The sequence below is a fragment of the Micromonospora sp. NPDC005215 genome, assembly GCF_040607915.1.
Lineage (GTDB): Bacteria > Actinomycetota > Actinomycetes > Mycobacteriales > Micromonosporaceae > Micromonospora.
Map to the genome: position 1 here is coordinate 216,271 of NZ_JBEXHQ010000001.1, position 13,021 is coordinate 229,291.

10 protein-coding genes are annotated in these 13,021 nt (G+C 71.4%); 3 read left to right on the forward strand and 7 right to left on the reverse strand.

What is annotated here, in order from left to right:
* The first annotated feature begins 82 nt into the window (after positions 1-82).
* Positions 83-688, forward strand: coding sequence for a hemerythrin domain-containing protein (locus ABZU25_RS01060; protein ID WP_355027267.1), 606 nt, complete (start codon positions 83-85; stop codon positions 686-688).
* 138 nt (positions 689-826) lie between these two features.
* Positions 827-1,924 (forward strand): AI-2E family transporter, encoded by a 1,098-nt coding sequence (locus ABZU25_RS01065; RefSeq protein WP_355027268.1) that lies wholly within the window; start codon positions 827-829, stop codon positions 1,922-1,924.
* 9 nt (positions 1,925-1,933) lie between these two features.
* On the opposite strand, the gene ABZU25_RS01070 is transcribed toward ABZU25_RS01065, so the two are convergent.
* Positions 1,934-2,584: a dienelactone hydrolase family protein gene (locus ABZU25_RS01070; RefSeq protein WP_355027269.1), complete on the reverse strand. Its 651-nt coding sequence runs from the start codon at positions 2,582-2,584 to the stop codon at positions 1,934-1,936.
* A 171-nt stretch (positions 2,585-2,755) separates the two neighbouring features.
* On the opposite strand from ABZU25_RS01070, the gene ABZU25_RS01075 reads away from it, so the two are divergent.
* Positions 2,756-2,935 carry a hypothetical protein gene (locus tag ABZU25_RS01075; protein WP_355027270.1) on the forward strand — a complete coding sequence of 60 codons (180 nt, stop codon included), beginning with the start codon at positions 2,756-2,758 and terminating at the stop codon, positions 2,933-2,935.
* A 48-nt stretch (positions 2,936-2,983) separates the two neighbouring features.
* On the opposite strand, the gene ABZU25_RS01080 is transcribed toward ABZU25_RS01075, so the two are convergent.
* The 6 genes from ABZU25_RS01080 to ABZU25_RS01105 all read right to left on the reverse strand — a co-directional run bounded on the left by ABZU25_RS01080 (position 2,984) and on the right by ABZU25_RS01105 (position 13,003).
* Entirely contained in the window at positions 2,984-5,362 is a 2,379-nt protein-coding gene (locus tag ABZU25_RS01080; protein WP_355027271.1) for a glycoside hydrolase family 65 protein, read from the reverse strand.
* Positions 5,359-6,165 (reverse strand): HAD-IA family hydrolase, encoded by an 807-nt coding sequence (locus ABZU25_RS01085; RefSeq protein ID WP_355027272.1) that lies wholly within the window; start codon positions 6,163-6,165, stop codon positions 5,359-5,361. The genes ABZU25_RS01080 and ABZU25_RS01085 overlap by 4 nt, the downstream gene beginning before the upstream one ends.
* Before the next feature lie 90 nt (positions 6,166-6,255).
* Positions 6,256-7,245: a hypothetical protein gene (locus ABZU25_RS01090; RefSeq protein ID WP_355027273.1), complete on the reverse strand. Its 990-nt coding sequence runs from the start codon at positions 7,243-7,245 to the stop codon at positions 6,256-6,258.
* Between the two features lie 93 nt (positions 7,246-7,338).
* Positions 7,339-8,640 carry an ABC transporter ATP-binding protein gene (locus ABZU25_RS01095; protein WP_355027274.1) on the reverse strand — a complete coding sequence of 434 codons (1,302 nt, stop codon included), beginning with the start codon at positions 8,638-8,640 and terminating at the stop codon, positions 7,339-7,341.
* Positions 8,641-8,764: 124 nt separating this feature from the next.
* Complete coding sequence (locus ABZU25_RS01100; protein ID WP_355027275.1) at positions 8,765-10,975, reverse strand: bifunctional glycosyltransferase family 2 protein/CDP-glycerol:glycerophosphate glycerophosphotransferase; 2,211 nt, start codon at positions 10,973-10,975, stop codon at positions 8,765-8,767.
* A 15-nt stretch (positions 10,976-10,990) separates the two neighbouring features.
* Positions 10,991-13,003, reverse strand: a complete 2,013-nt coding sequence (locus ABZU25_RS01105; RefSeq protein WP_355027450.1) for a DUF5941 domain-containing protein — start codon at positions 13,001-13,003, stop codon at positions 10,991-10,993.
* Positions 13,004-13,021: the final 18 nt, after the last annotated feature.

The window sequence follows — 13,021 nt, forward strand, 5'->3', positions numbered from 1 at the left end:
GCATCCGTGGGTTTGCGCAGCCCCGTGGGGGTACCAGGGCCACACACCTCCCACCGATCCGCAACCGGTAAGGGGCCGTCAGATGAGTAACCCAGAGACCACCGACGACCACGACGTCGTCGACATCCTGGTCGCCGACCACCGCGAGGTCGAGGCGATCTTCGTCGAGTTGGAGACCCGGCAGGGCACCCCCGAGCACCGCCGCCACCTCGTCGACGTGGTGATCGCCGAACTCGTCCGTCACTCGGTGGCGGAGGAGGCGTACGTCTATCCGATCGCCCGCAAGGCACTGCCCGACGGTGCTGAGATCGCCGACCAGGAGATCGCCGAGCACGCCGACGCCGAGCGGACCATGAAGGAGTTGGAGTCCGTCGACCCGTCCGACCCTCGCTTCGACCAGCTCCTCGCCCACCTGACCAGCACCATCCGACACCACGTGCGGGAGGAGGAGAACGAACTCTTTGTCCGACTGCGCGCCGCGACCGCCCGGGAGGAGTTGATCGACGCGGCCGACAAGGTGACGGCGGTCAAGAAGATCGGTCCCACCCGGCCACATCCGGGCGCGCCAGACCACCCGCTGGCGAACCGGCTGCTCGCGCCCGGCCTCGGTCTGGTCGACCGGATCCGCGACGCGTTGGGCGGTCGACCCCGCTCACTGGACGAGTTACCCGATAGGCAACAGCACTGACTCCCGCGCGATCCGCGAACGCCCGCCCGGGAGACGCCGGCCGGCGTACGATCCGCGCGGGCGGCGGCCGGCGCAGCGGTACGGGTGTCAGCGCGCCACCGCCTGGGTACCGACTCGCCGAGATCGAGGAGGACCGACATGGCGGCAGACGGACCTGAGGCGACAGCAGGCGGCCCCGGGCCGCGCCAGACCTGGGCGGCGCTGCCCTGGCTGGTCCGGACCGCGGTGTCGTGGAGCGCCTGCCTGGTGGTGGTCATCGCCGGTCTCTACCTGCTGGGCCGGATCGCCGTCCTGCTGGCACCGCTGGCCATCGCGCTGGCCGCCACCATCTTCCTCACCGCGCTGCTCGACCCGGTGTTGCTCCTGCTACGTCGGCTGCGCCTGCCTGCGGCGCTGGCCGCGCTGTGCACCGTACTGCTGCTGCTCGGCATCCTGGTCGGTGTCGGCGCCCTGGTGTGGAACCTGACCGCCAGCCAGTTCGACCAGCTCAGCCAGGAGCTGACGCAGGGGGTGGAGCGCAGCCGGGACTTCGTGACGTCCACGTTGCCGGTCAGCGAAGCGCAGCTGGACAAGCTGGTCGACCAGGCCCGGGAGGGGCTCAGCGGCAGCTCTCCGGACCCGGTGGCCGGTGCCCGGACCGCCACCGAGGTGTTCGGCTCCGCGCTGCTCGCCCTGGTGCTGCTCTTCTTCCTGCTCAAGGACGGCCGGTCGATGTGGCACTGGGTGCTGTCGCGGGTGTCCGGCGCGAACCAGCCGGTGCTGGCCGAGGCCGGCCGGGCCGGTTGGCAGACGTTGGGCGCGTACAGCCGGGGCACCATGTTCATCGCCGCCATCGACGCGCTGGGCATCGGGTTGGCGCTTGTGGTGCTGCGGGTGCCACTCGCCCTGCCGCTCGCGCTGATCACCTTCCTCGGCGGTTTCGTGCCGATCATCGGGGCGACGGTGGCCGGCGCGGTCGCCGTGTTGGTGGCACTGGCCGCGAACGGCCCCACCACCGCGCTGCTCACCCTGGCCGCCGTGATCGCCGTGCAGCAGATCGAGGGCAACCTGCTGGAGCCGCTGATCATGAAACGACAGGTGCGGCTGCACCCGGCGGTGATCCTGGTGGCGGTCACCGCCGGCACGCTGATCGCGGGGATAGCTGGCGCATTCGTCAGCGTCCCGATCACCGCCGTCCTCTGGCGCGTCATCGACACCGTCCAACAGCGTCGCTCCGCCTCGGCCCTCACCTCCTGAAGGTGATCGTCAGCGGAGCCGCGCGGTGAACCACGCGCCAGCCTGGTCGGCGACCTGCTCCAGGGTGCCGGGCTCCTCGAAGAGGTGGGTGGCACCCGGGATCACCCGCAGCTCGCCGACCTCCCCCAACTCCGCCAGCGCCCGCTCGTTGAGCGTGATCACTTCCTCATCCAGGCCGCCCACCAGCAACAACGTCGGGGTACGCACCTGGGCCAGCGCCGCACCGGCAAGGTCCGGCCGACCGCCCCGGCTGACCACGGCACCCACCCGATCCGCGCGGGACGCCGCCGCGACCAGGGCGGCGGCGGCTCCCGTGCTGGCCCCGAACAAGCCGATCGGAACGTCACCGGCCGGACGCTCGACCGCCAACCAGTCGACGATCCCGGCCAGCCGGCTGGCCAGCAGCCCGATGTCGAACCGCAGCTCGGCGGTACGGGTGTCCACCTCGTCCTCGGCGGGACTGAGCAGGTCCACAAGCACCGTCCCGAGCCCGCGGCCGTTCAGCGTACGGGCCACCGCCACGTTGCGCGGGCTGTGCCGGGAGCTGCCGCTGCCGTGCGCGAAGAGCACCACGCCGACCGGCTGGGCGGGCAGCATCAGGTCGGCGGGGAGCTGAACGTCCCCGACCGGGATGGTCACCGTCCTGCGCTGTTCGTCCATGCCCACCTCCGGAGTGCTCGCCTGCCGCCCGGATACCCCACCCACCGCACCGCACGCACCCGGGCGGCCCTCGGCGCCGGCCGCGTTTGCCAGAAAGACCATCGGGTAGGCGACGAACGACCGCAGAACCGTGTCGGCGCAACCGCGCCCCGACGGATCGCGAGGATCGCCATGGCCAAGCAGCAGACGTCCCGGCAGCAGCAGATGGACGAGCGGGACCAGCGCGCACAGGACGGCGAACGCAACAAGGACTTCGGGGACCGGGCCGTCGAGGCTCGCCTGCCCGACGATCCCCGGGCGATGGCACCCCGGGACGCGATCGGGCGGCCGTCGACCGGCGAACCCGTCTGACGTGACGTGGTGCTGACGGTCGGGGCGGGAGCACTCCCGCCCCGACCGTCACTGCACGTCCGCGCGCTCGGGCAACCGCAGCAGCGGTGACCTGCCCGGTGGCTGCTCGGGCGGCGGGCCGGACGGCTCGGCCTGCGGCACCGGCACCGTCACCGGTTCGTCGCAGGTCACCCGCAGCATCTGGTCGTGGTGGCGCAGCTCCACCACGTCGTCCGGACCGCCATGACGCAGCGAGTACGTCGTCTGGTGCGGGCGGACATCCACCCGCAGCGACAGCCCCCGCCACTGCAGGGAGAACTCCAGCCGGCTGAGTCGGCTGGAGAGCCGGGGCGCGAAGGACAACTCGCCGTGGTGGTCCCGGAGCCCGCCGAGCCCACTGACCAGGGCGAGCCAGGCGCCGGCCAACGACGCCATGTGCACGCCGTCACGGGTGTTCTCGTTGAGGTCGTGCAGGTCCATCAGCGCGGCCTCGCGCAGGTAGGTGTGCGCGAGCTCCGGGTGGCCCACCTCGGCGGCGAGCACCGCCTGCGTGCAGGCCGACAGGGACGAGTCGCGTACGGTGCGACGCTCGTAGTAGAGGAAGTTCCGGAGCTTCTGCTCGGGGGTGAACGCGTCCCCTCGCCAGTGCATGGCGAGGACCAGGTCGGCCTGCTTGACCACCTGCTTGCGGTACAGCTCGAAGTACGGGTAGTGCAGCAGCAGCGGGTATTTTTCCGCCGGGGTGTGCGGGAAGTCCCACTCCTGCAACCGGGTGAAGCCCTCCACCTGCTGGTGCACGTCGAGTTCCTCGTCGTACGGAACGTGCATGGAGGTGGCGGCATCCCGCCAGCTCGCCGCCTCCTCGTCGGTGACCCCGAGGTGGAACGCCTCGTTTCGGTAGCGCATCACCACGTCGGCGGCCGCGAGCAGGTTCCGTTGTGCCATCAGGTTGGTGTAGATGTTGTCGTTCTTCACGGCGGTGTACTCGTCCGGGCCGGTGACACCGTCGATGTGGAACTGGCCGTGCCGGTCGTGGTGGCCGATCGAGCGCCACAGCCGGGCGGTCTCCACAAGCAGCTCCAGCCCGACGTCCCGCTCGAACTGGGTGTCTCCGGTGACCATCACGTAGCGGCGCACGGCGTCGGCGATGTCGGCGGCGATGTGGAAGGCCGCCGTGCCGGCCGGCCAGTAGCCTGAGGATTCCGGCCCCTCGATGGTCCGCCAGGGAAACGCGGCACCCCTGAGGTTGAGCGTGTCGGCACGCTCCCGCGCCGACTCCAGCGTGCTGTGCCGCCACTGCAACGCGCTCCGCACCGCGCTCGGCTGGGTGTACGTGAGCACCGGCAGCACGAACATCTCGGTGTCCCAGAATGCGTGCCCGTCGTAACCGGGACCGGTCAGCCCTTTCGCCGAGATCGGCCGCTGCTCGGCCCGTGCGCCGGCCTGGAGCACGTGGAAGAGACCGAACCGGACCGCCTGCTGCACCTCCGGGTCACCCTCGACCAGCACGTCGGAGGCGTCCCAGAAGGCGTCGAGGTAGTTGCGCTGCTCCCGGTGCAGGCCGTCCCAGCCGTCCAGCCGGGCGCCGGCGAGTGCCGCGCCGACCTGGTCGCGCAGCGCGGGCAGCGATCGCCGACTCGACCAGCTGTACGTCAGATACTTGATCACCCGCAGCTTCTCGCCGGGCTTGAGCACGCAGGCGACGGTGGTGCGTACCCAGTCCTCGTAGCCCTCGGACTCGATGGTGGTGTGGTCCGGGCCGTGCACCTCGTGCTCCATCGCTGCGGCGACCCGTAGCCCGGAGACCTTGGTGCGGTGGATCATCTGCCCCCCGTCCGGCGTGGTCAGCTCCTCCTCGGCCTGCAGGGGTGACTCCAGCACCGCGGCGACCCGGGGGTCCTTGCTCTGCGCGGGGAGCGACTCGTTGGCCACCAGCTCGGACTGCACGATCAGCCGTAGCGGGCCGTCGACGGCCTCCACCTCGTAGCTGATCGCGGCGACCGACCGCTGCGTGAACGAGACCAGGCGGGTGCTGCGGACCTTGACCTCCCGGCCGGCGGGCGAGCGCCAGTGCAGCTCCCGGTGCAGGGTGCCGGCCCGCATGTCGAGGATCCGCTCGTGGGCCAGCAGCTCCCCGTACCGCACGTCGAGTGGTTCGTCGTCGACGAGCAGCCGAATCAGCTTGCCGTTTGTGACGTTGACGATGGTCTGCCCGGACTCGGGGAAGCCGTAGCCAGCCTCCGCGTACGGCAGCGGGCGCAGCTCGTAGAACGAGTTGAGGTAGGTGCCGGGCAGGCCGTGCGGCTCGCCCTCGTCGAGGTTGCCGCGCAGCCCGACGTGCCCGTTGGAGAGCGCGAAGACCGACTCCGACTGGGCCAGCACGTCCATGTCGAGCCGGATCTCGCGGACGTGCCACGGCTCGACCGGGTAGGCCCGCTCCCGGATCACCCGAGGTCCCGTTGGGTGGTCGACTGGTGCGCGGCAGCGGTGCGCGCCGGCACCGCAGGATCGGCGGCATCGAGCAGGTCGGCGAGGTCCTGCACCACGATGTCGGCGCCGTGCGCGAGCAACTCGTCAGCCTGCCCGACCCGGTCGACGCCGACCACGTAGCCGAAGCCGCCAGCACGGCCGGCGGCCACCCCGGAGAGCGCATCCTCGAAGACGGCGGCCCGCGTCGGGTCCACGCCGAGCAGCCTGGCCCCGGCGAGGAACGTGTCCGGTTCCGGCTTTCCGCGCAGCCCCTCCGCCCGCGCCACCAGCCCGTCGACCCGGGCCTCCAGCAGCGGTGCCAGCCCCGCTGCGGCGACCACCTCGCCTCCGTTGGCGCTCGCGGTCACCACTGCCCGGCGTAGCCCGGCGGCGGCGGCCGCCCGCAGGTAGCGCACCGACCCCGGGTAGACCTCGACGCCGAAGTCGCGCAGGTGTCGGAGCAGCAGCACGTTCTTGCGGTTGCCCACGCCGTTGACGGTGTCGGCGTCCGGTGGGTCGTCCGGGGTGCCCTCGGGCAGCACGATGCCGCGGGAGGCGAGGAACGTCCGGACGCCGTCGGCGCGGGGCCGACCGTCGACGTAGCGGTTGTAGTCCGGGCCGGGATCGAAGGGTTGGAACGGTTCGCCGGAGGCGGTGGCGTGCTGCCGGAGAAACTCGTCGAACGTCTGCGTCCAGGCGGCGTTGTGCACACGGGCGGTCTGCGTCAGCACACCGTCCAGATCGAAGAGACAGGCGGTCACGTGAGCAGGTAGGCCCAGCACGGTACGAATCTATCCACCCCGCTGGGCCCACAAACCCGTTTCGGCCTGCTCGCTGCCGTTTACTAGCCGGTAACCAGGCCGTCCGATGCGTCAGAGGTTGGCGATCGTCCGCAGGATCTCCGCGTAGAAGTTGCCGTCGATGCTGCGGAAGAAGGCGAAATCCTGGCCCGGGTCGCCGAAGAACGGGCGCAGCGTCCACGCCAGTTGGGTGCCGACGAAGCCGAAGAGCAGGATCCAGATGTAGAGCAGGGTCATGCTCGCCGGCCGCTGCGCCGGTTCGCCCCGTCGGATCGTGCGGTCGTTCCACGAGAGCGGGTAGCCGGGCGGCACCGGGCCCACCGGAGGCGCACCGGCGGGCTGGCCGCTCCACTGCGCCGGAACGTGAGCCGGCGCGACGGTGGCCACGCCGTTCGGGGCGGGTTCAGCCACCGCGACCGCGGCCGGTACGGCCGCCGGCTCGGCACCCGCACCGGCGACCGGAGCGGCTGCCGGCGCCGAGGCGGCGGGCACCGGGGCCGGCGTGGCCGGGGCCGGGGCGTTGGCGTGCGCGGTGACCTGGGCGTTGGCGGCCGACGGCGCGAGCAGGCCGTGGTCGTTGAGCACCTGCATGCCGCCGGTCAGGAAGCGCAACCCGACAAGCGCCGACAGGGCCAGGATCGCCACGTTGAGCAGCTTGAAGAACCCGTAGTCGGGCGCGGTGATCAGGAAGAAGAGACTGATCGGCGCGAACGCCACAGCGAGCATCGCGGTGACAGTGATCGCCACCATCACCAGTGCCAACGACTGACGCACCGAGAGTCGGGCACCGAAGACCAGGTTGAACAGGTAGAGCGTGGGCAGGCAGATGGCCAACGTGACAAGGAACAGCAGGGGCAGCTTCAGCGCCGAGGTCAGCGCCATCAGCGGACTGTGGAAGGCGCCGAGCACCGCCCCGTAGCAGGCCAGCGCGATGGCCGAGCTGGCCAGCATCCGACCGGTCAACGCGTTGAGGTCACGCTCGGCCACGATCTGCTGCCAGATGCCCTCGCGATCGCGCAGGATGCGCTCGATGACGAGCGGGCTGGGACGGTCACCCGACACGGGCGCACCCCTTTCGGTGGTCTTTCACAGTGGACTGGGTGGGCAGACGGTAGGGCACCGGAGGGCCGGCCGCCACCCTGCTCCGGTGAGTCGTCAGCGCCAACCCACGTCGATCCGGGCGCCCCGCTCGTCGAAGAAGTGCAGCGCGTCCATCCGAACCGAGACGGCGAGCGGGTGACCGGCGCTGACCGCCGGGTACGGTGCCAGCCGTACCGCCAGCTCCGCCGGGCGCCGGTGGTGCCGACCCGGATCGGGAAGCACGCTGGTCTGGCTGCTGCTGTTCGGGGGGGCCTCCTGTGGCTCCACCGGCTTACCTGTGAGTCGCTGCATCACCGAGCCGAACCGGCGCAGGCCACGCTGGCCCACCGGCGGCGGGTCGAGCGGTGCCCCCATCTCGTCGACCATGATCGCGGTAGCGCCGATGTCGAGGAACGCCAGCGACTCGTGCCCGTGGTGCTCCAGGTAGCGGATCCGCCCGCGCAGCACGTCGCCTGGGCTGTCCGGTGCGACAGGGGTGAGCGCCTCGGCGCGCATGCCGACAACGATCCGCTCACCGTGGTAGTGCGCCACCGCCCGACTGCGGATGTCGTTCCAGGGCAGGTAGAGCGACTGCTCACCGAGGTTGAGCGTGACGTACCGGTCGAGGTGGACGTAGACCGACGCCTCCAGCAGGTTCATCCGCGGGCTGCCCAGGAAGGCCGCCACGTAGAGCGTCGCCGGCCGGCCGTACACCTGGGTGGGTGTGCCCACGTCCTGGAGCACGCCCCGGCGCATGATGGCCACCCGGTCCGCCATGGTGAGCGCCTCGGCCTGGTCGTGGGTGACGTAGACGGTGGTGACGCCCAATTCCCGGGTCAGGCCCGAGATCTCCGCGCGCAGCTCCGCACGGAGACCGCTGTCCAGGTTCGACAGGGGCTCGTCCATGAGGAACAGGCCGGGCCGGCGGACGATCGCCCGGCCCATCGCCACCCGCTGCCGCTGCCCACCGGAGAGCTGGCCAGGCTTGCGGGCCAGCACGTCACCGATGCCCAGCGCGCTGGCCACGTCGCTGACCCGCTCACCGCGCGGTTCGGGCTCCACCCCGGCCAGCCGCAGCGGAAAGGCGATGTTGTCGCCGACGGTCATGTGCGGGTAGAGCGCGAAGTCCTGGAAGACCATGGCGATCTTGCGATCCCGTGGCGGCAGGTCGTTCGCCAGTTCTCCGTCGAGCAGGACAGCGCCGCTGGTCGGCTCCTCCAACCCGGCGATCATTCGCAGCACCGTGGACTTGCCGCAACCGGACGGCCCGAGGAGCACCATGAACTCGCCGTCGTTAACATCAAGATTGATGCTGTCGACGGCCATGGTGCCATCCCTGAATACCTTGGTCACATCCTTGAGCGTGACGGTGCTCACCGTCGTCCCCCCCAGTTGTTCGGCCGAACCCCTGAAGACTGTGACCAGGATCATTGGTTTAGGACATCGGGTAAACGTCTTATGTTCGGGCGGTGACGCTGCTATTAAGCGACAGAAGTTCTGATCAGCAACTCGCGGACCGCTCACCCGGCTCGCCCAGGAACACCTGACGCACCACCCGCTCCGCCGCGTGCCCGTCGTCCAGTGTGCAGAACCGGCCCCGGAACTGCTCGCGGGCCTTCGCCGCCGCGTCGGACCGCACCGCGTCGGTCCGGAACACATCGAGCAGATCGTCGAAGGTGGTGGCCACCGTACCCGGCGGCTCGGCCGTCACGTCGAAGTAGACACCCCGGGCCAGCCGGTACGCCTCCCAGTCCGGGGCGTAGAGCACGATCGGCCGGTCCAGCACCGCGTAGTCGAACATCGCCGACGAATAGTCGGTGACCAGCACATCCGCCACCAGGTAGAGATCCTCCACCCGCTGGTGGCCGCTGACGTCACGGACCCGCTCCCAGTCCCCCGGTCGACCGGGACGCCGATCGCGGTCGTGGAAGTAGTGACTGCGCATCAGCAGCCGGCCCGAGTCACCGAGCGCCCGCACGAACCGGTCCGGGTCGAACGGCGGCCGGTAGCCGGGCAGGTGCTCGCGGTGCGTCGGGGCGTACAGCACGACCTGCTCGTCGGGGCCGAGGCCGAACTCCGCGCGCAGTCGGCGCACCTCGTCCGGGCCGGCGGTGACCAGGCGGTCGTTGCGCGGGTAGCCCACCTCCAGGGTGGTGTACGTGGCCGGGTACGCCCGGTCCCACATCTGGGTGGAGAAACTGTTCGCGCTGACGCTGTAGTCCCAGCGGTCCACCCGGCGCAGCAGCCCGGCGAAGTCCATCCGGCCCGCACCGATCGGGTAGCGCTGCTGATCCAGCCCCATCACCTTCACCGGCGTGCCGTGGTGGGTCTGCAGGTGCACCTGCTCGGGTCGCTTCCGGACGAAGTCCGGGAAGTTGACGTTGTTGACCAACCACCGGGCGCGGGCCAGCACCCGGTAGTAGGCCGGGGTGCCGGCGACCACGTACTCCACCCCGGCCGGCACGGTGTCCACCCGGTCTCGACGCACGACCCACACTCCGCGCACCCCCGGCACCAACCGGCGGGCGACCTCGTAGATCGCCGCCGGGTTGCAGGAGTAACCCCGGTACCAGTAGGCGGCGTACACGGCCAGCGTCGGATCGACAGGCCGCCGCAGCTCGGCCCGGTAGTACTCGCGCAGCAACCCGTCGCGGGTCAGCCGGGCACCGCGCCGAGCGACCGGGCCGACCCGCCGCCGGGCGGTGCGAGCCTGCCGGCGGGCGACGTCCCGGGCCCGGCTCGCGGCCCGCAACGCGCTGAAGGTGTGCCACCGACCGGAAGCGACAAGCCGGTGCTTGATCCCCTCCACCCCGTCCGGCACCGGATAGCCGCCGGGTGGCAACCAGCGTTCGTAGTCGGCGGTGATCTGCGCGAAGAACGCCGGCCGCAGCTCCGGGGCGATCCGCTGGCCGTTGCCCAGCACTGTGAGGTAATGCCAGATCATCCGCTCGAAGACCGCCGGCCGCAGGGCGTCCGTCGCCGAGCCCCACTCGTCCATCAGGTGGAAGACCCGGTGCCACTGCGGGAAGACCTCGAAATGCCTGTCACCCCGGGTCCGGGTGATCGCGCCGGCGCGGCGTTGCCGGTAGTTGACGCAGACCCGATCCAGTACGCCGATCCGCCGCGCCGCCATCAGCACCGGGTAGCTGAACGAGACATCCTCGTACCAGCCGGGCGCGAACCGCAGCCCCAGGTCGGTCAGGAACTCCCGGCGAACCAACCGGTTCCACGCGGTGTGCAGCAGGCGCATCGCCTCCGGCCGGTCCCGCAGCCGGAAGGTGCCCGCGCCGGGCGAATCGGGGAACACCTCGGCCATCGCGCTGCGGGTGGCGGTGTCGTTCCAGTGGGTGCGGACGTGGTCGACAAGCAGCACGTCCGGGCGGGTCGCCCGCAACCGCTCGGCGACCTCCGGCAGGCACTCCGGCACCAGCCAGTCGTCGCCGTCGAGGAACCACACGTACTCGCCGACGGCCCGGTCCAGCCCGATGTTGCGGGCTGGACCGAGGCCGACGTTCTCCGGCAGCCGAACCGAGCGGACCCGCCGGTCGCGGGTCGCGTACTCGTCGATGATGTCGCCGCCGGCATCCGGCGAGCAGTCGTCGACGGCGATCACCTCGATGTCGGTCTCCGGCTGACCGAGGATGGAGTCCAGGCACTCGCGCAGGTATCCCTGCACCCGGAAGGCCGGCACCACGAAACTGATCAGGGTCATCCGGCCGTCCCTCCGTCAGCGTGGCGCGGCACCTCCGGCGCCCACCGGCGCGACAAACGCCCGCGCGCTGCGGGCCGGTCGGACGAACCAGGCCAGGACGACGCTCACCACGAAAACCACGAGAAGGTACGCACCGAGTGTAGCCAGCCCGATACCCGCCACACCGACAATCGCCGCGAGGGCCAGTAGCACCGAACGCCCGTCCCAGCCCAGCGTGGCCGCGTGCAGCGGTGGTGCCGCCTGCCGTTTCTCCAACCGGGCGGTCAGGTCGTAGTGGTGCACGGTGAGCACGAGGACGTACCCGAAGATCAGCCAACCTGGCACGTCGCCGACCACGCCGACCGCGATGGCGAACAGGTACTCGGCCGCCCGCAGCGCCGCCGGCACCAGCCAGTCCAACGGCCCGTTGTGCGCCGCCCCAGCACCCAGCCCACCGACAAGCAGCACCAGCAGCGCCACCGGCACCGCCCAGCGCAGCCCGTCCGGCGCGTCGCCCAGCAGCGCCACGACCAGCAGCACCGCCGGGCCGAGCGCGGCGATCACCGCCAGGGTGAGCGGTCCCATCGGGCGGACCACCGGCAGCCGCCGGGCCAGCGGCCCGTCGTCGCGGTGCAGTGTGGCATCGACAGTGTCCAGCACCGGCACCCACATCCAGCGGGCGCGCAGCGTCCGCAGAGCGCCGGTGTACGCGAACGCCAGCACACCCCAGACCAGCACCGCGATCAGGCTGACCAGCGGATTGAACAGCGCCACGGTCACCGCGATCAACGCCCAGCGCTCACCGATCGGAAAGACCACTGTCCGCTTGAGCCAGTACGACACCGAGCCGGTGTCCGCCTGCACCCGGGTCGACGCCGCGTTCAACCGGTCGCCGATGCCGCCGCTGCCTCCCGCTGCCGCCCGGGGTCGGCGGGCCGCCTCGTCGTGCAGCACCCCGTACCAGGTGTCGGTCATGTGCCGGACGGTCTGCAACGTCATCGCGGCGATCGCCAACGCCCAACCGTTGCCCAACCCGGCGTGGCTCACCCCGAAGCCCAGGCCGGCGTAGACCAGGTATTCCTTGGCCCGGTCCGCCATGGTGTCCAGCCAGCCACCCCAGGCACTGAAGTGTCGGGTGTAGCGGGCCAACTGGCCGTCCACGCAGTCCAGCACGAAGCCGAGGTAGAGCAGCACCGCGCCGCCGACCAGGGCGGGCCGCCCGCCGACCCCGAACAGCACCGCCGCCGCCAGTGCGAACAGCACCGAGATCGCCGTCACCCCGGTCGGGGTGAGCCGGAGCCGGGCCGACAGCCGGACCACGTACGGCGACCAGGTGCTGACGAAGTAGGTGGAGAAGAAGTCGTCCTTCTCCTTCACCGACAGCCGCAGCTCGGCCCGGTCCTCGTCGACAGCGGTCACTGCCGCTTCGGCAGCCGCCAACCCGGACGCGTCCGCGACCCGGTGCGCGACGAGCAGGCGTACCCGCTGGGCGAAGATCAGGGTGCCGAGCGCCGCGAGACCCGCGACGAGCCGGTCCACGGCGGACCCGGGACTGCTGTGTCCGGCTCCCCCGGCGGCCGGCAGCGGCGCCACGTCACCGACCGGACCGATCGGGGCGGCGACCGGGAGCACCCCGGACGCGGCGGCACGGGCGGCGGCGGCCAGCGTCGGAAGGTCGTCCACGCCGACCCGCAGCGCGCCACCGAACACGCCGGTGGCGTCGCCGTCGAGGGCGTCCAGCGGGCCGGCGTCGACCACCTGGCCGCGTTCCTCGCGCACCGCGGTCCGACCGGGCACCGGCGGGTCGGTAAGCACCAACGCCACAGTCGGCCCGACCGGGCTGGTGGCCAGGTGCCGCAGCACGGCCGTGTGGGCGACCAGGTCGGTGCCGGTGATCAGCAGTGGGCCGTCGGCGGCGTCGGCCAGCGCGGCCAACTCGTCGAGGTCGCCGGCGAACCGCACCTCGTCCGCCCCGGCCCGGCGCAGCTGGGCGGCCAGCCGCTCGGTCAGCGGCTCGCCGGTCGAGGTGGTCAGGCCCGCCGCGGGCATCCCGGCGGCGAGCACGAT